Raw genomic sequence first — 21,233 nt, 5'->3', positions numbered from 1 at the left:
GACCGTTTTTTTTCTTCAAAATTCGGTCGTGGCGTCTGCCTAAGCGTGCTCTATTATTCCAAAGTCTTCCATTTTTGATACAACGTTTACGTAATGTATAAATTACTAGTAATCAATATTTTAACTACTTAATACGATTCATTTTTAAAGCTCAAGTTTCGCTCATGATACCCGACTTTCGAATTTGATTCAGCTATGGGGCGTCACGTGCAGGGCCTTGAACTCGGAAGGCGAAATCTGGTACTTGGCTTTGAAGGCGGTGGAGAAATAGGAGGGCGAGGAGAAGCCCGTTTGGTAGGCTACTTCAGCAATAGTCAGGCTGTCGTCGAGCAAAATCTGGCGGGCCTTGGTCAGGCGGATGCCTTGAATAAAGTCGGTGACGCCGGTACCCAGCAGGGCCTTTACTTTGCGGTAAAGCTGCACCCGCGAGATGCCCAAGCTGCGCGCTACATCCTCCACGCTCAGGTCGGTGCGGGTGAGGTTGGCCTCCACAATGGCGGTGAGTTCAGCTAGGAATTTCTGGTCGACGCGCTGGGGCGCGACGGTGGCGGTGTCTACTGATAACTCCCGGCGGAAGTGCTCGCGCAAGTGGGCTCTGTTGGCCAGCAAAGTCCGGATGCTCTCCAGCAGGAAGGTCGGGTTGAACGGCTTGGTCAGGTACAAGTCGGCGCCCGACTGCACGCCTTCCACCTGCTGCTCGGGGGCGTTGCGGGCCGTGAGCATGACCACCGGTATGTGTGAGGTGCGCCAATCGGCACGTAGCTGGGTTACTACTTCCAGACCGCTGAGGCCGGGCAGCATCACATCACACACAATAAGGTCGGGGATGGTTTCGGCGGCTAGGCGCAAGCCCGTGTCTCCATCAGCAGCCGAGGAAACTTGATAGTGTGGCGCCAGCTTCTGCACGACGAAGTCCCGCACGTCTTCATTGTCTTCAATCACTAAGATTAAGGATTCGCTTGCGGAAATGGGCGTGGGCGTTGGGTCCTCTTTCGATCTGGGAGGCATTTCTTCCTCTTGGGCAAAGTTGACGGGCAGAGCCGCATAGGGCGTGGTGCTCCGCAGCGCTGCCGGCAGTTCCAGCGGCAGCGTCACGACAAACGTGCTGCCTTTCCCCGGCTGGCTGGTAAATGATAATTGCCCCTGGTGCAAGCGCACAAGGCCCATTGCCAACGCCAAGCCCATGCCCGAGCCTTTGGCCGTCGGCTGATGGCCTTGGTAAAACCACTCAAAGATGTGTTCCCGGTCTTGCTCCGAAATTCCGCTGCCTGTATCTTCCACACTCACGCGCACCGTGTTGTCGGTGGGTACGCGCTGAATGCTGACCGTAATCTGGCCCCGGTCGGGGGTGAATTTCAGGGCATTGGAGAGCAGGTTGAAGAAGACCTTATCCAGAATATTGACATCAAACCACAGAGGAATAACGGGCTCGGCAGGGAGAAATCGGAGCACTATACCCCGCTGCCGGGCCGACTTCTCAAACACGTCCATAATCTCGCGGACGAAGGCCACAATATTGCCCTCCGATGCTCGCACGGGCATTTTACCCACTTCGATTTTGCGGAAATCCATGAGCTGGTTTACCAGCTGTAGCAGGCGCTGTGTGTTGCGGTGCACCAGCGTTAAATCGTGGCGCTGCCCGGCCGATAAGTCGGCGCTGGCGGTGAGCATTTCTTCCACCGGACCCAGAATAAGGGTGAGTGGGGTGCGCAACTCGTGGGAGAAGTTGGTGAAGAAGCGCAGCTTGGCTTCCGTATCGATGCGGGCCTGCTCGGCCAGCTCAGCTATCTGGTTGCGCTGGGAGCTGATTTCCTCATTTTGCCGCTCCAAGCGCTTAATTAAGCGGCGGTTTACCTGAAAAGCCCGCCACGCCACTAACCCCAGCAGGGCAGCTCCCAGCAAAGCCGCGAGCAAAATATACAGGACGGTGCGCTGGCTGGCATACGTATCGCGCTGCTGTTGCAAAAGCTGCTGCTGACGCTGAATATCCTCCTGCTGACTGCTCAATTTTTCCGTCTGCATCTTCATAGTCAGCGCGTTGGTCGAGTCAATGACCATGGTGCCGAGCATGTTTTCCTTGTCGTACGGCTCGCCCTTGATAATTTTCATGGCCGTCCGAATGGCCTCTTCGCCGCCCGGCGAGTAGAGAATAGTGGCCGCCAGAATGCCGTCCTGCACGAACTGAATACCACCGTGCGGACCGGGCAGCCCATCGACGCCCACTACCTTAATTCGCCGGTCGAGGCCCAGCTGCTTGCACACCTGGTAAGCGCCCAGGGCCATGCGGTCGTTGTGGGCAAAAATCAGATCGACTTCGGGGTGAGCTTTGAGTAAGGCGGGAAGATTCTGCATAACGGAGGGCCGCTTCCAGTCGCCGTGCATTTGCGCTACTAGGCGCATTCCGGGGTACGCGGCCAGCGTTTCGGCGAATCCCTTGTGGCGGTCGAGGGCAGGTGAAGCGCCGGGCGCGCCCTTGATTTCCAGCACGTTGCCGCGCTGGCGCAATAGCGTGCTGATGTAATTAGCGGCCGTCTGGCCTACTTCCACATTATTGCCCCCCACGTACGCCGTATATAGCTTGGAAGTGGTCCGGCGGTCGAGAATCACCACCGGAATGCCCCGGTTGAACACCTCTTCCACGATGGGCGTAATGGGTTCCGCCTCATTGGCCGACACGATGAGCAGGTCGATGTCTTCTTTCAGAAACTCCTGAATCTGCTGGCGTTGGAGGGCGCTGTTGTCGTGGGCGTCCTTCATCCGGAACTCAACGCCGGGATGAAAGCTCAGCTCCTTCTTCATACCGGCCAGCATGGCCTGCCGCCACGCGTCGGCGTTGGTACACTGCGAAAACCCAATCTTGACCCGATCAGCGGGGGCAGGCTCGGCACAGCTGCTCAGCAAAACGAGCATAAAGAGCCAGAGTATCCTACCATGCAGGCAAGAGACCAAACGCTCGTTCCATCGTTTTGCGGTGCTACTAATCATTCGTGCGGGTGGGCTGGGTGGTGTGAGTAATCAAAGATGCAGATACCTGAGGAAAGAATGAGTACAGTTCAGCTGTTGCGTCGCCTTTCCCAGAGGACTTATTCCGTGATCTACTGGCAGCGCCGCATTTTATTAGGGTGAAGCTTAGTAGTAGCCCTCCTTTTCACTTCCCCAACACCAGAGTCTGACTGGGGGCTTTTATGGCATTCTCACTAGTTAGGGAGCAGATTTGGGTTCATTGCTTCACGGTTTGATCACAAACACTTTCGCCGAAACGGTTCTTTTTACCGTAAGAAAGGCTATTTGTGTACGAAGTTAATACCCTATGTCCCGTACGATTATCGTTTCTAATCGCCTACCAACCAAAGTACAACGCAGTGAAGAGGGCCTTTCTTTTTCCCCCAGCGAAGGGGGCTTAGCCACCGGTTTGGGCTCTATTTATCGGGCTGCTAATAATGTCTGGGTGGGCTGGCCCGGCATCTCTGTCGATGCTGAGGAAGAACAGGAAGTGCGCGAAAAGCTCCGGGCCGACAGTATGCGGCCCGTGTTCCTGACGGAAAGTGAAATCCGAGATTTTTACGAAGGCTTCAGCAACGAAACGCTCTGGCCAACCTTCCATTATTTCGCGCAGTACGCCATCTACGACCAGTCGCACTGGGAAGCCTACGTGGCGGTAAATGAGAAATTCTGCCGGGCCGTGCTGGAGCTGGCCGGCCCCGACGATACCATCTGGGTACACGATTATCAGCTGCTGCTCCTGCCGCAGATGCTGCGCGCCGCGCGACCAAAAAGCAGCATTGGCTTCTTTTTGCATATTCCCTTCCCCTCCTACGAGCTGATTCGGGTGCTGCCCTGGCGGCGCCAATTGCTGGAGGGTATGCTGGGTGCCGATCTGATTGGCTTCCATACCTACGGCTACATGCGTCACTTTTTGAGCTCTGTGTCGCAGCTGCTGGGGTATCAGAGCCAGAATGGCCTGGTGGAAGTGAACACGCGCAGTGTGCTGGTCGACGCCTTCCCGATGGGAATTGACCAAGCCAAATACGCGGAAGTAGCACAGTCGGAACAGGCCCGCGCGCACGAGCAAACGTACCGCGACGCCTTGCGCAACGAGCGGATAATTCTGTCTATCGACCGCCTCGACTATACGAAAGGCATAGCCCAGCGCCTGCGGGCCTATGAGCTGTTGCTGCAAGCCTACCCCGAGTGGCGCGAGCGGGCTACCCTGCTCATGGTGGTGGTTCCGTCTCGCGACCAGGTGGATCAGTACAAGGAGCTAAAAGAGGAAATTGACGAGCTGGTTGGCCGCATCAATAGCACCTACCGCACCATTTCCTGGAACCCGATTCAGTACTTCTACCGCTCCTTCCCGATTGAGGAATTGGCGGCTTTGTATCGGATGGCGGAAGTGGCGCTGGTTACCCCGATGCGGGACGGCATGAATTTGGTGGCTAAGGAATTCATTGCCAGCAAGATTGACACCCCTGGGGTTCTGATTCTGAGTGAGCGCGCCGGGGCCGCCCGCGAGCTATCGGATGCCATTATCATCAACCCCACGGATACCAACCAGCTGGCTGAGGCCATGCACGAGGCGCTAATAATGCCCGAGGACGAACAGCGGCAGCGCATGGGCGCCATGCAGGCTTTGGTAAAGAAATACAATATTCACCACTGGGTAAATTTATTCATGGACCGCCTCACCTACAGCAAGTTAAAACAAGAAACCTTGGCCACTACCACTCTGAACACTGATGAGCTGCAACGCATGACCAGCGAATACAAAAATGCCCCCAGCGGCTTTTATTCCTGGATTATGATGGCACGCTAGCCGGATTTAACTCCAATCCGCAGCTTGCCGGCCCCGACCAGGAGTTGCTCACGCTGCTAGCCGACTTGAGCGCCGATAAGCGTAACCGCGTAATAATTGTGAGTGGGCGCGACCGGGCGACCTTGGAGAAGTGGCTTGGCCATTTGCCCCTTGATTTTATTGTAGAACACGGCGTGTGGCTGCGGGCCTTGGGCGAAGAGTGGACCATGCTGCGGCCGCTTACCAACGACTGGATGCACGAAATCAGGCCTATTCTCGACTTGCATGTAAGCCGCACGGCCGGCTCCTTTGTGGAAGAAAAAGAATATTCGTTGGTATGGCATTACCGCCGCGCCGATATAGAGCTTGGCGAGGTAAGGGCGCGCGAGCTGACCAGCCATCTGCACTTTTTGGCTTCCAACAGCGACCTGCAAGTGATGGAGGGCAATAAGGTGGTGGAAGTAAAGAGCGCCGGCGTAAATAAAGGCGCTGGTGCCGCCCGCTGGCTCAGCTTCTATCCTGCCGACTTTATCATCGCCATCGGCGATGACCGTACCGATGAAGATACCTTCGGCGCGATGCCGTCGCACGCCTACACCGTGAAAGTTGGCAGCACTCACCGCTCCCTAGCGCGCTTTCACCTTGATACCCACCACGATGTGCGACGCGTATTGCGGGCTTTGGTAGAAGCGTAACCAATACTATCTGATTGCAAAAAAGCCCCCCGGATGTATTCCGGGGGCTTTTTTAGTTCAAGAATCAATTCAGAGACTTGTCGGAGCATTATACAAAGTTTGGCTGGTCCAGCTTTTTGGCAATACGATAGGCCGCATTCACCAAGCCTACGTGGCTATAGGCCTGCGGGAAGTTGCCCCACTGCGAGCCGGTGCGGGCGTCCACATCTTCCGAGAGCAAGCCCAGATGGTTGGTGTACGTCAGCAGTGACTCGAACTCGCGAATGGCATCCTCTACGCGACCCACGCAGGCCAACGCTTCCACATACCAGAAAGAGCAGATGAGGAAAGTGGTTTCGGGCGTGCCGAAGTCGTCGGCGTGGCGGTAGCGGTAGAACAGGCCCTCGGGCGTTTTCAACTCCTTTTCTAGCTCTACAAGATGGGTTTTTGCTACTTCCGACGCTGGGTCGAGGTAGCCCATCATGATGAGCTGCATGGTGCTGGCGTCGAGGTGAGGCGAGCCGATGGCGTTGGTGTACACGCCGCGCTTGGCATCAAAGCACTCTTCAATTTTCTTCGCAGCCTCATCAACCAGGCGCGTGGCCAGGGCTTCCATCTCCGGATTGCGGAGGCGACGAGCTACGTGGCGCGCCGCGTGAGCGCCGGCCCAATGGAACAGATACGTATAGCTATGATATTGAGCCAGCGTTCTGAATTCCCACAACCCAGCGTCGGGCATGTTCATGGTCTTCTCGATCATGCGCAGAGCGTCATAAATCAGCTTCTGTGAGTCGGTACGCTCGCTGTCCAGAAAGCGTCGGTCGACGTAGAGAGGTAGCAACGCCACCAGCACCTGCCCATACACGTCGTTCTGAATGTGGGTGTAGGCGTCGTTGCCGATGCGCACGGGCTTATTACCGAGGTAGCCTTCCAGATCCAGCTCACGCTCAATCAGTTCCGTGCCGCCGCTAATGCTGTACAGCGGCTGATATTTTTCCTTAACCTTCGTAGAGATGTTGGCGATGTAGTGGAAATACTGCTCCATCTCCTCAAAGTGGCCAATGTTGTTGAAGGCCGTGAGGATATAGTAGGTATCGCGCATCCAGCAGAAGCGGTAGTCCCAGTTGCGGGTGCTGCCGGGCGCCTCGGGCAAGCTGGTGGTGCTGGCCGCAATAATGGCCCCCGTATCCTCGTACTGGTGAATTTTGAGCGCCAGCGCCGACCGAATAACCGCCTCCTGATAGAAGCTACTGATACTGGTGCTTTTTACCCATTTCTGCCAGTACTGTACCGTGCTGCGCAGGAAACGCTCGGCGGTGCTTTCCAAAGGCGCTTCCAGCGGCGCGCCATAGGTGAGCACCAAGTATTTAGGCTCGTTGAGCACAAACAATTCCTCGTCCAGAATATACGTCAGGGGAATGTTGGTGGTGAGGCGAATTTCCTCTTCCAGCCCCAGAAAGGCGATGTGGTTGGAGCTACGGCGGCGGCTTAGCGGCAATTCGCCATAGTTGCCCACCGGCGAGCAAACCACCTTCACGCGCGGCGTACCCGACAGCGGCTCAATCTTCCGAATCAGCATCAGGGGCTTGTAGTAGCGGTCGTACTGCGGGAAGCGGGGGGCAAAATCCGTGACCCGGTAGCGCCCGTCCTCGTTCTCGATTTCGGTGCAGAGTACGTTGGTGTTTTCCCTGTAAGATTGATGCGAGGTAAACTCTTCAGTAGAAGGTTTGATGCTAAACTCGCCGCCCTTGCGCGTATCGAGCAGGCTGCCAAACACGAAGCTGCTATCAAAGCGCGGCCAGCAAAGCCAGGAAATAGAAGTGTCTTGTTTTACCAAGGCCAGAAAGGCACAGTTGCCAATCACGCCCATATCGTAGGTGTGCTTTGTCGTCATGAGAGGGAGAACAGATGATGAAAGCAGCGCAGTATGCTTAGTGCAATGCCGCTCAGCAGTAGTGTACCTCATTGACGCCGCTCAGGTTGCCACCAACCGGGTGTGAGTGATTTTGCGTAGTGCTAGGTTGGCGGTTCTGACAAGGGCGCTAATACGCCTTCTTTAAATCATTAAGAGTATCCTAACCAACTGATAAACCAAGCGTTAGAATCTATGCAGCAACTTAAAGATCAATCTCCATCAGTGACAGATAGCGCCTCAGCGAAGGGGACCTCCAATCATCTGCCATTGTATGTTTCGGCAGCCGTGATCGTGCTGCTCGTGGGCTGTTACTTTTTGTGGCCGGCCTTTCAAAGCGCCGTGCGCGAAGCCTTTGATATTCTGACCAGCGGAGATCGGCCCCGCATTGCGAAGTGGGTGCAGCAATTTGGCGCATGGGGGCCAGTTTGGCTGCTACTGGCGTTTATAATCCAGATGTTTTTGGTCGTAATTAATGTGGTGCTGTTGATTCTGGTGGCTATTCTGGCGTATGGGCCGTGGTGGGGTTCGTTGTGGGCCTTTGTGGGGATAGTGGTGGCGTCGTCGGTGGGTTACGGGCTGGGTCACCTGCTGGGAGAAGGGTTTGTGGGGCGCTTGTTGGGTGAGAAAAGCCAGAAAAAAGTAGTTGACCAAGTGCAGCGCTACGGCGTGTGGGCCGTGGTTATTGCCCGCATCTCTCCTATCATTTCCAACGACGCGGTCAGTTTCGTGGCGGGCTTGGCACGCATGGGCTACCTCAAGTTCCTGATTGCTACCGCGGGGGGCATTTTGCCGCTCATCGGGCTGCTGGCGTACCTGGGCGAGAACAGCGACCGGCTCAAAAGCGGATTGCTGTGGGTATCGGGGGTAAGTTTGGTGCTGTTTGGAGTGTATGTCTGGTGGGATAAGCGGCGGCAAAAGGCATAAATAACCGCGCGGGGGGCAAAATAGCACAGTCATTGTAGGAGATTTTTTACTGCCGGGCTCCTCCTTGGGGATGCCAGCAGGCAGAGGCAAAAAACGGTTTTTTGCTTTCGGCCAAAGTCCTACCGTTCTACCTTTGTCCCATTGTGGACTGCTTGAGTAGTTCGCGCTTCCGGCTTCTGGCTACTCACTCTCTGACCTGAACCGCCCCGTGCGCCTTCTTCCAGACTTCAGCCGCGCTGTCGGCACCTCACTTTTACTGTTGGTTTTGCTGGCAATTAGCCCCGCAGCTTTTGCTCAGACTCCGCTGCTGCGAGAAGTAGTACTGCACGTCGATACGGCTCGCTACCACCTGAGTCGCCAGGTAGTAACGGTCGAGAATGAGCCGCACCTGTACTTCTATTACCGCCAGGACGACGAGACGGCGGAGCTGCTGGTTTACCCCAACCAATTTGCCCCCAGCGGCCCCTACGCCTCCAGCGCTCCGCCGATTTTCAACTCCTAGACTCGCTCACGGCTGTTGACAACGCATTTTATCGGGCCAAAATACGCTTCCGCGACCTGACGGCTACCCGCTTCCTGCGCCTCACCTTTACACAAGACCCAGATCAGGCGGGGGGCAATTTGCAGACCCAAACGGTGAATTTGTTGCCCGTCACGCGCACCACGCTGGCCTTTCGGCCCAACGACACGGAGCTGTATGTAGGTGAGGAAAAGGTGTTTGACCTGACCAGCAACAATCCCAAAAACGTGCGCGTGAGCACCGACTGGACGCGTGGCCAGGAAATTGACTACCGCCTCAGTCAGCAGAACGGTACGCTGCGCCTGCACGTGCTGCCCAACGTGCCCGGCAACCGCACGCTGATGGTGCGCCCCCAAACGGAGCGGCCGTTTCTCATCGAAAATAACCGCCGCCTAAGCTACAGTCTGGCCCCACTACGCCAGGAGTTCACAGTAAAGTCCAGCCGTCTGCGGTTTCTGAGCGTCGACAAAAAAGAGATTACTCTCAATGAGGCGTCGCGCCGGCAGGGCGTGGAAATTATTCTCGATAATGGCCGCAGCTTCGATCTAAAACGCACTTATCGCATTGAGGACCAGGAGGAACAGGGCGGCCCGCTGATTGCCGAGTTGGTGACCCGCAGCTACCTTTCCAACGACCGGGTGCTATGCTGGCTGCGCGTGTACAACACCCACCGTCAAACCGACAGCTACCTCTATATCAAGGAAAACGACCAGCCTAAGTACCTCACCAACTTCAACGTGTCGCCCAAAACCAGCATTATGGGCGTGCAGGTGCGGCACCGCGGCGGAGACTGGACGAACAACCAAACGGTGAATCCTGGCGAAACTGTGGACGTGCGTCTGGAAGGCGAATCGTTGCAGAAAGCGCGCTTCCACTTTGAGGATGTGCTGGTGGTACCCTCCGACTCGTCGGTGCGCTCCGAGCAGGCGGTGGTATACCGCGTACAGGTGCCGTTGAACATCGACAAGAAGCGGCTGACCATTTTTAACGCGGGCCAGCCTACGGGCCATGTGCTCAATGTACGTGAGTTTCAGCGGCCCCACCCGCTCGATTTTGTGAGCGTGACCTTCGGCGAAGCGCCCCGCCCCATCACCCGCCTCAATGGCCCCGTCCTCTACGATAAGTCTATCCGCGACGTAGTATTCAGCTTCAACGCCGATGCCATCGACACCGATGCTCAACTGTACGGCAAGCAATACCTGAGCTTCGAGATTCGGACCTTGAACAGTAAGGGCGAGCTAATTGAGATGCGCACCCTCGACAACATCGTCATCTGTCCGGGTGAAAACTCCATCCGGGGGCTTTTTACCAGGACAAACAGTGTCAGGTAGGCAATCTTAGTCTGAATGCGCACCTCAGCACCCGCAAAACCTACGACCTCGACGACTGGGCCCGCATCCAGATTACGGTGAAGCACGCTGCGGATAAGTACTCAGAGCCCGGCTTCCAGCAGAAGCTCGATCTAGTGCTTCAGCGTCGCGTGAAGTTTGATATCGACGTCAGCTTCCCGGCCGGTTTGCTGACCAAGCAAGTCAACAGCGACGTGCAGGGCGTGGGCACGTTCAACGGTATTAGCCTGGCTACGCTGGCGCAGTTCAGCTTCTACAACCCAAACAAAATCAATAAGTTGCGTCCGTACAAAGTTGGGGCGGGCTTCGTGGCTCTGAATGCCTTCAACCTGAACCCCGACGCCAACAGCGCCCGCAACCTGGGCATCGTAATTTTGGGCTCCGTGTATCCGACGCGCAGCGATGCTAAGCTAACTTTCCCGCTCTATCTGGGTGGCGGCTATCTGCTTAACGGCGGCAAGCTGTTCTTTCTCCTTGGCCCGGGCATTGGTATTCGATTGTAAAGTTTAGCCCACAAAAAAGCCCCCAGAGTTACCTCTGGGGGCTTTTTTGGCTCTCAATTGTAACCGGAGGGCTTATAGGCAATCCTCTGGCCCAAACGTTTTAGATTCATAGCCAGGAGCTGGCGAGTTAAACCAGCCGTACGTGAATCCATCGGTTATGCTTGTGAAGCTTGGATAAGGCTCATTGATTGACATGTATTCTAAGGGCCACTTCCAATCATCAGAAATCAGGATGCCGTTTGGATATTCCTTTCCTCCAACGGTATAGGTATCTCTGTTTGAAACCTCCCACACGTACAAATCATAAGAGGGTGTGCCTGTGGCGGGGCCGGAGGTATACACCGAAATGTAGGGCTCGTAGGGCTCGCTCGGATTGTAGGAGAAGTCGCCGTTGATATTGAGCGTTACTTGGGCTGTTGCGTAAGGAACGCATGGCTCACCCGACACCGTATTAGCGAATCTTTCTGGTCCTGATCCAAGCAGTGCGGTTTTTGTGCTCTCGAAAACAGTGACATAGTAGTACGTGGCATCACTCGTGTAACTGGCCGCCCCTGAGATACTGGTTATTCCCAGCTTTGGAATCCGGAAACGGAACTTATGATCGTAAGCAGCTCCTCTGGCAGTTACCAGGAAGTTGATTATCACTTGGCTAGAAGTCTTAACAATGTCAGACTGCACTACTAAGTCATTGTAGTCTCTGTCGTTTTGGAAAGGACCAACGTTGTTAATATCCTCCCAGGCATAGGTGAAGTCGATGGCCTGGCTGCATCTGCTCTTGCAGAACTCGAAGTACACCGACCAGTTATTACCAGGGAACTGGTTGGCATTAGCTAAGGATACGCCCTTGCTTGTGTTGTCGCATACGCCACCCCAAGCAGTTTCGCCATTGGAAAGCGCCGCATGTGATGCGATGAAAAAGCAGTTGATGTCTGGAACCTGCGCGGCAGGAATTCTTACGGTATACGATGTTACGCCGGTCTTAAATGTTTGCTTGTAAGTAAACTTACCAGGTATAGCGCCCCCATTGCTTAGTTTCTTCTCATCTCTCAGCTCTTGCAGACTGGTAAAGACATCAAGGTGTATCTCTTTAAGAGTGATACCCGGTGTCGTCAGATTGTACGTTACCAGCACGTCGCCACCGTCCAGCGCCACATCTACCGTTCCCACTTGGTTATGCTGGCCTGCTACCAAGCAAACGGACTGACAAGCTGGAGGAACAACAATATCCTGCGTGCTCGATTGCGTGCTTGTGCGAGGCGAAGCAATATTTTCCTTATCCGAACAACTTTGAATCGTCAACATCAGAGCTATGGCTGAAAATAGCCAAGAGAGCCTGTGCTGTAAAGGTTGATTTTTCATGGTTACAAGGGTTTAGAAGGTGGGAGTGTAGGACGTACTATTAGGATCTAATTTATAAAAATTTAAACAAATTTTTATTATATGGCTAATTTTACTTGTATTATTTATACCAAAGAGAATTATTTCAATCAACTAAATTGATGTAGCCAAAGCATTAGCAATGATTTGCACTCTACCCACATTAATTGCGATAAAAATGTACTTTCCTAAAGCACTTGCACAGGCGCCTAACTGCTTAGCCCAAAGTCATTAACAGCAACAGCGCCAGCCACTAGGCTTTTAACCTAGCAGCTGGCGCTGTTGTCGCATTTTTATCTCTTACTTTATCCGTAGCTCAATACTTACTATAGTACCTCGGCCGGGGCGTGAGTCGATGGAGAGCGTACCGGCTAGCAGATCGACGCGGTTGCGGATACTGGTGAGGCCGATACCGGAGTACTTGGCTTTTGCCTGGACTGGGTCGAAGCCCTGGCCGTCGTCCTCGACGGAGATGATTACGTGGCCATCTTCCTGCACCACATGCACAAAGGCTTCGCGGGCTTTGGCGTGCTTGATAATATTGTTAAGCAACTCTTGCACAATACGATACACAGATACTTCGAGCTGCTGCGGAAGCCCATCAAAATCTCCCTGCATATAGAGGTGCACGTGCAGTCCCGCGTGCGGAATACGTTTTACCAACTCTTCCAGTGCCGATTTTAAGCCAAAATCCTGGAGAATACCGGGCGTCAGCTCAAACGAGATGGTGCGGGTGGCTTTGATGGCTTCTTCCAGTAGGGCCAGCGCCGAATCGCGGGAAGAATTGCCCCCCGCGCGGTTTTCCAGATTTAGCTTGGTGGCGTAAAGCAATTGCCCGACGCCGTTGTGCAAGGCTTCGGCAATGCGCTTGCGTTCCTCTTCTTGGGTGGTCAGGATGGCCGAGTGCACCTCCTGTTGCTGCCGTAGCTTCATCTGGGTGGCTTCTTCGGCCAGCCGGACGCGCTCCGTCACGTCGCGAATCAGCACCAAGCCCCCTTCCACCTTACCTTCATCGTTCAGCAAGGGCACAAAAAAGGACTCAAAGTGGCCGGGTCGTTCATAGAGCTTCAGATTGTAGTTCGTGACGCGCTCCCCCGCCAAAACCTTGCACACCGCTTCTCCCTCGGGGCCGTCGCGGTGCTGCGGAAACAGATCAAATACATCCTTACCCAGCACTTCTGCTTTCGGCTTACGGGTATTGAGCTCCATTACCTTGTTCCAAGCCGTGATGCGGTGCTGGGCATCGAAAGCCATAACACCATCGACGCTATTATTGAGCAGACTTTCGGAGAACTCCTTTTCCCGGCGTAGCTGCTCGCGCGCCTTCCGCTGAGCCGTAATATCGCGCACCACGGAATGCAATACCGCTTGGCCATCCAGCGAGAAGGCGGTCAAGGAGATTTCTACCCACATTTCCTCCTCATCCGGCCCTATCAACAACCACTCAAACCGGTTCCAGCCTTTCTGCAGTGCCTCTGCGGTGTGGGCGTTGGCGGCTTCTACCGACGGCATTCCAGTAGGCTGCGTAGGGGGGGCAAAAATTGAAACGTGCTTGCCCAGCAGCTCACTCTTGCTGCGAAGATTAAAGAATTGAAGAGCAGTGCTGTTACAATCGATAACGTGGCTATCCTGAATGAGCAGCGTGGCATCGCGGCTTTGCTCAAACAGCAACCGAAAACGGGCTTCGCTGGCTTCGAGGGCCCGCGTAGCCGCTTTTGAATCAGTGATATCGATGACAGCTAGGCGGCAGCATTTCGCGCCGTTCTCTGAGAGCATAGCCAAGCCTTCTAGCCTGACAAAAAAACGCGTGCCATCCTCTCGCATCATCTCCAACTCGCAGGTCTGGCGCGTGTCGGAGAGCAGGGTTTGAGTTAGAAAATCATTGAATTTGGGCCGACAGTCCGAAGTTACAAACAAGGCGAGGCGCCGGCTTGTGAGGCGCTGGCGTACGGTGCCCAGCATCTGGGCCGCCCGCAGATTCAGCAGCTGAATAAGCCCCGCCTCATCGAGCGTAAAATAGCCTATGGGCCCAAAGTCGTATAGGTCGACGTACTTGGCGTGCGCAGTTTCGGCCTCAGCCTGCGACAACAGGAGCTGCTCGTACTGCATTTCCAGCTCTATCTGGTACACTTGCAGCTCCTGCACCAGCCGTTGGGTATCCTGCGGCGCCGATACATCCACGCTCTGCGTAACTAGGTGGCGGCGCTTTTCGGCATGGTCGCGAAGCTGCTGCAAAGCCTCATGTGCGGAAAGCTGCTGGTCGTAGTCCATGGCGCTCGGAATAGATGAATGAAAAGAGCGTAAGCAATCTACTGCAAATCAGAGTCTGACCTCAAAAAAGCCCCCCAGCGCAAGATCAGCGCCCCTCCGACGAGGTAATAATGCATACGCAACGCAGGCAAGTAGAGCGGCCTACTGGGGGGTTTTTTTAACGCATACCTCTCTTGCGCATTGCTTGCAAACCAGCTGCCTACGTCGGTGCTTGCGCAGGTGCATCACTTATGCCCAGCAGTACAGACGTCATTTGCGAGCCGTGACTGAGCAGGCGGCGGCCATATACCAGCACCTGGCGCGGGCCCAACTCAGGCAGCTTCACCTGCAACGGCACGTTGTCGAACTCTTCGCTTTTATCACTCAGCAGGTTGGTGAGCAGGCGGCGCAGAGGGGGCAGGTTCCAGGCGCCATTGTTCAACTCCGTCAGCGACTGGCCTTTCGCTTCCGCCACGTTCAAGCGGTAGTGCTCAGCAAAGGCTCCGCTGATCAAAACCACCTGCAGGTCTTGGTTGAGCACGATCATAGGCTCGCGCACGGTTTCGACGATACTTTCAGCAAAGCTGGTGCTGGCTTGCAGACTACCTTCCAGGTCCTTGAGCTGAGTGATATCATTGAAGGTGATAACGGCCCCGTTGATGTAGTTATCGAGGGTGCGGTAGGGCAGAATGCGCATGGCGTACCACTCGCCGGTGGTCGTCTGAATATTGGTTTCTATTGTTACCAGCCGGTCAATTACGTGCTGCACATCGCCGGCCAAATTATCGTAGCGCAGGTTGTTGGCAAAGTCCGTTATGGACCGCCCCACATCCGAAGCCACCAGCTTGAATATGCGCCCGATGGATGGCGTGAACCGTTTGATGAGCAAATCATTATTGAGGAAGATGGTAGCAATTTCGGTGGCATCGAGCAGGTTTTTCATGTCGTTGGCCGCCTGACTCAGCTCCTCCGTTTTGCTCGCGTACTGTAGGTTCAGCGTGAGCAGCTCCTCGTTCATGCTCTGCATTTCCTCCTTATTGGTCATGGCCTCCTCGTTGGTGCTTTGCAGCTCCTCGTTGGCGCTTTGCAGCTCTTCGTTGGTACTTTTTAGTTCCTCCAGACTGCTTTCCATCTCCTCAATGGTCATTTGCAGGCGCTGCTTGGTGTAATGCAGCTCCTTTTCCATGGCTGCCACCGCCGCGTCGCGACTCAGGTCAGCACTTAGCAGATTGGCTTTGCCTGCGCGCACCTTGCGGGGTGGCGCTTGCTCCTCAAACGCTACCAACATCAGGCCCTGCAAGTGTTCTGGCTCGGTCATGTATTTTACGCTGAGGCGCACCAGCTGAAAGCCGGTATCCGTGGCCAGCTTCATGCCGTCCACTACTACATCGGCGTGGGTGGTGCTGGCCTGATGAATGGCGCCGCTCAGCTCGAAGCGCATGTCGTCGCGCACCATCTCAAAGATGTTCAGGTTGCTGAGGCCAGGGGCCGGCTCCAGGTAGCGGCCCGTGCGCCCATTCACAAACAGAATTTCGCCCTTCGGATTGACAACCACGGCCGGCGGGGCAAAGTAGCGTAGCAATGCTTTCTGCACCAAGATAGCGAAGGGGCCGTCTTTGCGGGTGCTTCCGAGGCCAGAACTGGTGGCTGCTACGGTAGGAATAGATGGCAGCCGCGACAAGCCCGAGGGGAAATTAAGCAGACGGGGCAGGGACGCCGCGCCCTCCATGCGCCGCGAAATCTTCCACTTGATATCCAGGGGGGCAAATAAATCCTGGAAGCCCGTCAGGTTCTCGCTCGGCCCCAGAAACAGCAGGCCGTTAGGGTTAAGGGCGTAGTGAAACACGGGCAGCAGATTGCGCTGCAGCTCCGCCGACAGATAGATGAGCAGATTGCGGCACACCAGCACATCGAGGCGAGTGAAGGGGGCATCCTTGTTGAGGTTGTGGGGGGCAAAAACCACCAAGTCGCGCAGCTCTTTCCGAATCTGGTAGCCGCCCTCCACCTTGGTAAAGTAGCGCCGCAGCCGCTCTGGGGTCACATCGGCGGCTATGTTTTCGGGGTAAAAGCCGGCGCGGGCAAAGTCGATGCCTTCCGCGTTGATGTCAGTGGCAAAAATCTGAACCTTCAGATAGCGCTCGGGAGCCAGTGCGTCGAGGCATTCGAGCAAGGTAATAGCGACCGAATACGCTTCTTCGCCGGTGGAGCAGCCGGGGGTCCAGACCCGCACCAGGCTGCCGTCAGGCTTCTGGCGAAGCATCGGCAGCAAGTGCTTTTTAAACGAGTCGAACGCTTCGTTGTCCCGGAAAAACTTGGTTACCCCGATGAGCAGCTCCTTAAACAGGGCTTCTACTTCCGGCACGTTTTCCTGCAGGTAGCGCACGTAGTGAGTGAAGTCCTTGATCTGGTGAGAATTCATGCGCCGCTCAATGCGGCGCATCACCGTGTTGCGCTTATAGAAGGAAAAGTCGTGGCCCGTATGGGAACGGATGAGCAGGAAGATTTTCTGGAGAGCGTGGGCCGGCTTCGACGCCGACTCGGCCGTTTCGCGGTGCGGTCGGCTTGTGGGGGGCTTATTTATGTATTCCAGCAGCTTGCCGGGCAGTTGATCCACGGGCAGCACGTAGTCTACAAACTCGGTGGCAATGGCTGAGCGGGGCATGGAGTCGTACTCGGCCGTATCGGGCGCTTGCACCATTACCATCCCGAAGTTCTCCATCACCATCTTCAGCCCAATGGTACCATCGGTGCCCATGCCAGAGCAGATAATGCACACGGCCCGTTCGCGGGCATCTTTGGCCAGACTTTGAAAAAAGAAGTCGATAGGCATGCGCTTGCCCCGCGGCTGCGTGGGCGCAAACAGCAGCAGCGTGCCGTGTAGCAGGCTCATGTCTTTGTTGGGCGGAATCACATACACCTCATTGGGGCGTATTATCATGCCGTCCTCGGCTTCGCGCACGGGCATGCGCGTGAATTGCTGCAACACGCCCGCCAGCGTGGCATCCTGTTCCGGGGCAAGGTGGGTCACAATCACGAAGGCCATTCCGCAATCTGCGGGCATGCTCACAAAAAAATCCTCGAAGGCCTGCAGGGAGCCCGCCGAGCCACCCAGGCCCACAATGGTAAACTTGTCCTGTGCGTTATCCTGCTGGTTGGCCAGCCGCAGTTGGGGGGGCGTCACGCTGGCCGGAATCTGGCTGGGGTCGTGAAAGTTGATAGTGATGCCGGGCTCGTCAGTATGATCGTCGGGGGGAGGAAGCATAAGCAAGAAAACTGGGCTCCAAGGAAACGAAGCGTGTTTGGGATGCGTCCCAAACGGTGGGAATATGTAAAGTTACTCCTTTCCCAAGTCTGAAAAAGAGTGTCGAGCTTTCGGTAAAACCCGGCTCCTCATCCTACTTGAGGTAGCGGTTTATGATTTGCCGCGCAAATTCTGCGTATACAGAAGCGCAACCGTATTCCGCTTATCGGCGCTTCTTTCGAGCTCAACCATAGCCCCCAAACGGCCTTCCTCGTAGTTTAAGGAAACTACTCAGCGCGCACGTCCCACCTTCTTTGTTCGCATCTGTGAAAAACCCCTCCCATCTTATCGTGGTTGGTGCTTCAGCAGGCGGAATGCCTGCTTTGTGTCGACTGGCTGAGCAACTGCCGACTGCACTGTCGGCGGCCGTGCTTATCGTACAGCATTTTGCTCCCGATTCCTCGGGCTGGCACTTGGTAGAGCGCCTGGCGCGCCATACCTCGCTTACATGCCTGCTGCCCAGCGACGGCGACCGAATTGAGGCTGGCTGCGTGTACCTAGCGCCCCCCGACCGTCACTTGCTGGTGAAGGATGGTCATATGCTGGTGACTAAAGGTCCCCGCGAAAACCACTACCGCCCGGCGGCTGACGCCCTTTTTCGCTCCGCCGCGGCTCACTACGGAACCGCCGTTATCGGGGTGGTGCTTACGGGTATGCTCCACGATGGCACTGCGGGCCTGGAGCTGATTAAGCGCGCTGGTGGCCTCGCCGTGGTGCAGGACCCTCAGGAGGCAGAGTATCCGAGTATGCCTGAAAGTGCGCTCAGCAACGTGCCCATCGATTATGTATTGCCCATCTCGCAGATGGGTGAACTACTGGCCAGACTGGTACGGATACCTTCCTCTGGCAATAGCAACGTACCTGAAGACATTAAACTGGAGGCCGCTATTGCGGAAAGAGTCGTGGGAACTACCAACGAAGTTGAACGCTTGGGCCAAGTCAGTTCCATGACCTGCCCCGACTGTGGCGGGGCGCTTTTTGAGCTCAAGCACGGCAAGCTGCTACGCTACCGCTGCCACACAGGCCATGCCTTCACTGCCAATGCGCTCCTTAAAAGTACGCAGCACAGCCTTGAAGAAACCTTGTGGGTGGCCCTGCGCATGATGGAGGAACGCAAAAATCTGCTGACCAGTATAGCGAGCCGCGGCGAGGGTCATTATTCGGTGCAGCAGGAGGAGCGCATTGAGGAAATAAAGAACCACATCAACCGTCTGCGCGAGTTTTTGCTCAATGGCGTAAGCGGCAGCACCGTGGTAACTACTCCGGAAGAAGAGCAGCAATAACGGCAGGCACTTCCCAACAACCCCGTTTAAAAAAAGCCCCAGACTAGTCCGGGGGGCTTTTTTTTACAGGTCCCGTACTCCGTATTATCCCGGAATAAGCGTCAAATACGCTTTTCAAATTACGTGTTCGTGCCAGTCGTTTTCCGTAGTAAACAGGTGAATTTTTGGGCCTAATCAGCGTTAAAGTAAGTGAGTGGGTTGCCCGGAATGGGAAGACTGCGGCCGAGAGTAACTCTATCTGACTCTGCCGGGCAATGCCACTATGTAGCCTTCCGCGCTACCTCTGCTCTCTGTCGCTATGTAACAGTAGGGCGGTATACTCAGCCCTACCCTATGTCCGCCGAGTCGCCGCTGGCGGCTCGGTTTGTAGCTCATCTGTTCCATTTTATAAGGCCCTATTTGCTTCGAGCTATACGCAATGAATTCTTCGCTTTGGTTTGTCTTGCGGCAAACATCCAAAGATGCTGTTTTTCAACACCTGGCGTTGTGCTCGCCTACCAGCCAACTCATGCACTGGGTGTTGCCAGGGCGGGCTCAGCAATTGCTCGACGGGCTCCCCTACTACTTGTTGTGTGAGTCGCCCACCTCGGCGCCTCTCCCCCATGTGGAGGTAGACAGAGGCGAGTGCAGGATAGCCGAAGCAAAGCAAGAAAACCTTCCCGCGGCCCTACATCAGTGTATTGAGGCGGGGCATTTGCTTCTTCACCTACGTGGCAGCAACCTGACAGGCGCTTTTACCCTGACCCGACGCAGTCCCGATAGTCACATCTGGCGCTTTAGTGTCGGGCATTATGTACCGCACGCCGCCACCTTGCAGCAGTGAGGGCCAGCAGTTGGGGAGGATACTGTACACACTTACTTAGCGAGCAGGTAGAAATACGGGTTTTGAAAATAGGTGATTTTACGCAAATAAAGGGCTGCACTTCTTTTTAGATTTGTCTAGTGCCATACTGCTGCATCTCCCTCTGAACCTAATATTTACGTATTCTCTCCCTTTATTCCAATCCCCATGCAAGCGCACTCCTCTCGGCACATGACTTGGATTCCTCGTGCGGTAAAGCTGAGGGTTGATCCGAGTGACCCGGCTCAGTTTAGCAACACCTTAGTACGCGTTGCCACCATGCGCGAGCCTCGTCTGTTTGTCAATTGTGAGCACTTGGATTGCCTGCGAACGCACGGCGTGGGGCACCTTGCTTCCCAGCTGCTTCTACTGCACCATGGCGGGGCCAGAGTGCGGCTCTACAACGTTAGCCCCACCCTATTCCGCACCCTGCACCTGCTCCGCCTGGATACCGTTTTTGAAGTACTTCAGGCTTCCGGCAAGCACAGCGACGAAGCCAGCCACCGGACGGCTACTGCTTAGCGACCGTAAGCGTTTTGACCGCTACCCTGTCCGCAAGCCTAGCTCGTTTAGTGGCCAAGGCGCAAATCGGGGTAATCCGTGATGATACCATCTACTTTTAGCCGAAGCATTTTCTTCACGTCGGCCGCCGTATTTACCGTCCAGGGAATGATCTTCATGCCCTGCTTGTGGCAGCGCTGCACCAATGCTTTACTCACCAGCCGGTAATGCGGACTATAGTGTGTGGGCCGGAAACTCAGACGCCGTAGGTTGGCCGCCAGCCCCTGCGTGTTGTCCACTAGGAAAGCAGTAGGCAGTTCGGGTCGTAGCCGGTGCACTTCTTCCAAGGCCCTAGGGTCGAAGGACTGAATAATAACCCGGTCCTGAATGCCTTTGGATTGCACCACGGCCAGCAGCAAGTGCACGAACTCGGCGGACGCCGGGTGCAGGGTACCGTCGCCGGCCGGGGTCATCTTCGTTTCGATGTTGTAGCGCGGGGCGGGGCGGCCTTTTCGCTGCGCATACGCCTCCGTCGAGTCGATTACCTCAGCGAGCAGCGGCTTGTAGGTGCGCAGCTTTTGCTGACGCGGAAACTTCGCGTTGCCCTGGCTGCCCACGTCGTAGCGCCGAATGTCAGCGTAGGGCATGGCGTACAGGCGGAAGCTTTTTTCCTGGGCTATGGGAAGGGGCTGCCCCTCGGGCGTGCGCACGAAATCAGCGTTCAGGTAAGGGTCGTGGGAGAGCACCACTTGGCGGTCCTGACTAATCACCACGTCCATTTCCAGGGTGGTAACGCCTAGGTCCAGGGCCTTGCGCATGGCCGGAATCGTGTTTTCGGGCATCAGACCCCGGCAGCCCCGATGGCCCTGCCAATCCAGCGAAAGCTGCTGCGCGGTTACGCTGCGTACGATCAGTAAGGCGGCCAGCAAAGCAAGAGTGGTTTGTCGCATGGGGGTCAACATACGCAAATAAAAAGCCCCCGCTTAGTGGTCCGCCACCGGGC

The 21,233-nt window shown here is 55.5% G+C and carries 15 protein-coding genes; 9 read left to right on the top strand and 6 right to left on the bottom strand.

Annotated features, from left to right (window positions below):
* Nucleotides 1-189 precede the first annotated feature (189 nt).
* Nucleotides 190-2,910: a hybrid sensor histidine kinase/response regulator transcription factor gene (locus EPD59_RS08555; RefSeq protein ID WP_240731678.1), complete on the bottom strand. Its 2,721-nt coding sequence runs from the start codon at nucleotides 2,908-2,910 to the stop codon at nucleotides 190-192.
* A gap of 400 nt (nucleotides 2,911-3,310) precedes the next feature.
* On the opposite strand from EPD59_RS08555, the gene EPD59_RS08550 reads away from it, so the two are divergent.
* Together EPD59_RS08550 and otsB are read left to right on the top strand one after the other, a co-directional pair.
* On the top strand, nucleotides 3,311-4,813 hold the full coding sequence (locus tag EPD59_RS08550) for a bifunctional alpha,alpha-trehalose-phosphate synthase (UDP-forming)/trehalose-phosphatase (RefSeq protein WP_317128489.1): 1,503 nt from the start codon (nucleotides 3,311-3,313) through the stop codon (nucleotides 4,811-4,813).
* Complete coding sequence (gene otsB, locus EPD59_RS23610; protein WP_317128529.1) at nucleotides 4,762-5,487, top strand: trehalose-phosphatase; 726 nt, start codon at nucleotides 4,762-4,764, stop codon at nucleotides 5,485-5,487. The genes EPD59_RS08550 and otsB overlap by 52 nt, the downstream gene beginning before the upstream one ends.
* Before the next feature lie 88 nt (nucleotides 5,488-5,575).
* Here otsB and EPD59_RS08545 read toward each other — a convergent pair whose 3' ends face one another.
* A complete protein-coding gene (locus EPD59_RS08545; protein WP_133272419.1) occupies nucleotides 5,576-7,360 on the bottom strand; it encodes a glycoside hydrolase family 15 protein in 1,785 nt (594 codons plus the stop codon).
* Between the two features lie 213 nt (nucleotides 7,361-7,573).
* Between EPD59_RS08545 and EPD59_RS08540 the strand changes: the two genes are divergently transcribed.
* From EPD59_RS08540 to EPD59_RS08525, 4 genes are all read left to right on the top strand, one after another.
* Nucleotides 7,574-8,305 carry a TVP38/TMEM64 family protein gene (locus EPD59_RS08540; RefSeq protein WP_133272418.1) on the top strand — a complete coding sequence of 244 codons (732 nt, stop codon included), beginning with the start codon at nucleotides 7,574-7,576 and terminating at the stop codon, nucleotides 8,303-8,305.
* A gap of 208 nt (nucleotides 8,306-8,513) precedes the next feature.
* On the top strand, nucleotides 8,514-8,807 hold the full coding sequence (locus tag EPD59_RS08535) for a hypothetical protein (protein WP_133272417.1): 294 nt from the start codon (nucleotides 8,514-8,516) through the stop codon (nucleotides 8,805-8,807).
* A gap of 119 nt (nucleotides 8,808-8,926) precedes the next feature.
* The gene (locus tag EPD59_RS08530) at nucleotides 8,927-10,156 is read left to right on the top strand and encodes a hypothetical protein (protein WP_133272416.1); all 1,230 of its coding nucleotides are present in this window, start codon (nucleotides 8,927-8,929) and stop codon (nucleotides 10,154-10,156) included.
* Nucleotides 10,157-10,233: 77 nt separating this feature from the next.
* On the top strand, nucleotides 10,234-10,677 hold the full coding sequence (locus EPD59_RS08525; RefSeq protein ID WP_133272415.1) for a hypothetical protein: 444 nt from the start codon (nucleotides 10,234-10,236) through the stop codon (nucleotides 10,675-10,677).
* 72 nt (nucleotides 10,678-10,749) lie between these two features.
* Here EPD59_RS08525 and EPD59_RS08520 read toward each other — a convergent pair whose 3' ends face one another.
* The 3 genes from EPD59_RS08520 to EPD59_RS08510 form a co-directional block, all read right to left on the bottom strand.
* Nucleotides 10,750-12,036: an LruC domain-containing protein gene (locus EPD59_RS08520; protein ID WP_133272414.1), complete on the bottom strand. Its 1,287-nt coding sequence runs from the start codon at nucleotides 12,034-12,036 to the stop codon at nucleotides 10,750-10,752.
* Between the two features lie 318 nt (nucleotides 12,037-12,354).
* Nucleotides 12,355-14,325 (bottom strand): PAS domain-containing sensor histidine kinase, encoded by a 1,971-nt coding sequence (locus tag EPD59_RS08515; RefSeq protein WP_133272413.1) that lies wholly within the window; start codon nucleotides 14,323-14,325, stop codon nucleotides 12,355-12,357.
* Between the two features lie 199 nt (nucleotides 14,326-14,524).
* Nucleotides 14,525-17,566 carry a CheR family methyltransferase gene (locus EPD59_RS08510; RefSeq protein WP_133272412.1) on the bottom strand — a complete coding sequence of 1,014 codons (3,042 nt, stop codon included), beginning with the start codon at nucleotides 17,564-17,566 and terminating at the stop codon, nucleotides 14,525-14,527.
* Between the two features lie 305 nt (nucleotides 17,567-17,871).
* Here EPD59_RS08510 and EPD59_RS08505 point away from each other — a divergent pair, with 305 nt between their 5' ends.
* The 3 genes from EPD59_RS08505 to EPD59_RS08495 all read left to right on the top strand — a co-directional run bounded on the left by EPD59_RS08505 (nucleotide 17,872) and on the right by EPD59_RS08495 (nucleotide 20,251).
* A complete protein-coding gene (locus tag EPD59_RS08505; RefSeq protein WP_133272411.1) occupies nucleotides 17,872-18,888 on the top strand; it encodes a chemotaxis protein CheB in 1,017 nt (338 codons plus the stop codon).
* Nucleotides 18,889-19,306: 418 nt separating this feature from the next.
* Entirely contained in the window at nucleotides 19,307-19,711 is a 405-nt protein-coding gene (locus EPD59_RS08500; RefSeq protein WP_133272410.1) for a hypothetical protein, read from the top strand.
* Between the two features lie 210 nt (nucleotides 19,712-19,921).
* A complete protein-coding gene (locus tag EPD59_RS08495; protein WP_133272409.1) occupies nucleotides 19,922-20,251 on the top strand; it encodes an STAS domain-containing protein in 330 nt (109 codons plus the stop codon).
* Nucleotides 20,252-20,298: 47 nt separating this feature from the next.
* On the opposite strand, the gene EPD59_RS08490 is transcribed toward EPD59_RS08495, so the two are convergent.
* The gene (locus tag EPD59_RS08490; RefSeq protein WP_133272408.1) at nucleotides 20,299-21,180 is read right to left on the bottom strand and encodes a glycerophosphodiester phosphodiesterase; all 882 of its coding nucleotides are present in this window, start codon (nucleotides 21,178-21,180) and stop codon (nucleotides 20,299-20,301) included.
* Between the last annotated feature and the right edge of the window lie 53 nt (nucleotides 21,181-21,233).

The organism is Hymenobacter radiodurans, assembly GCF_004355185.1.
GTDB classification, from domain to species: domain Bacteria; phylum Bacteroidota; class Bacteroidia; order Cytophagales; family Hymenobacteraceae; genus Hymenobacter; species Hymenobacter radiodurans.
Note: the sequence above shows the minus strand (reverse complement) of the source record. Positions and strands in the feature narration are given on the sequence as shown.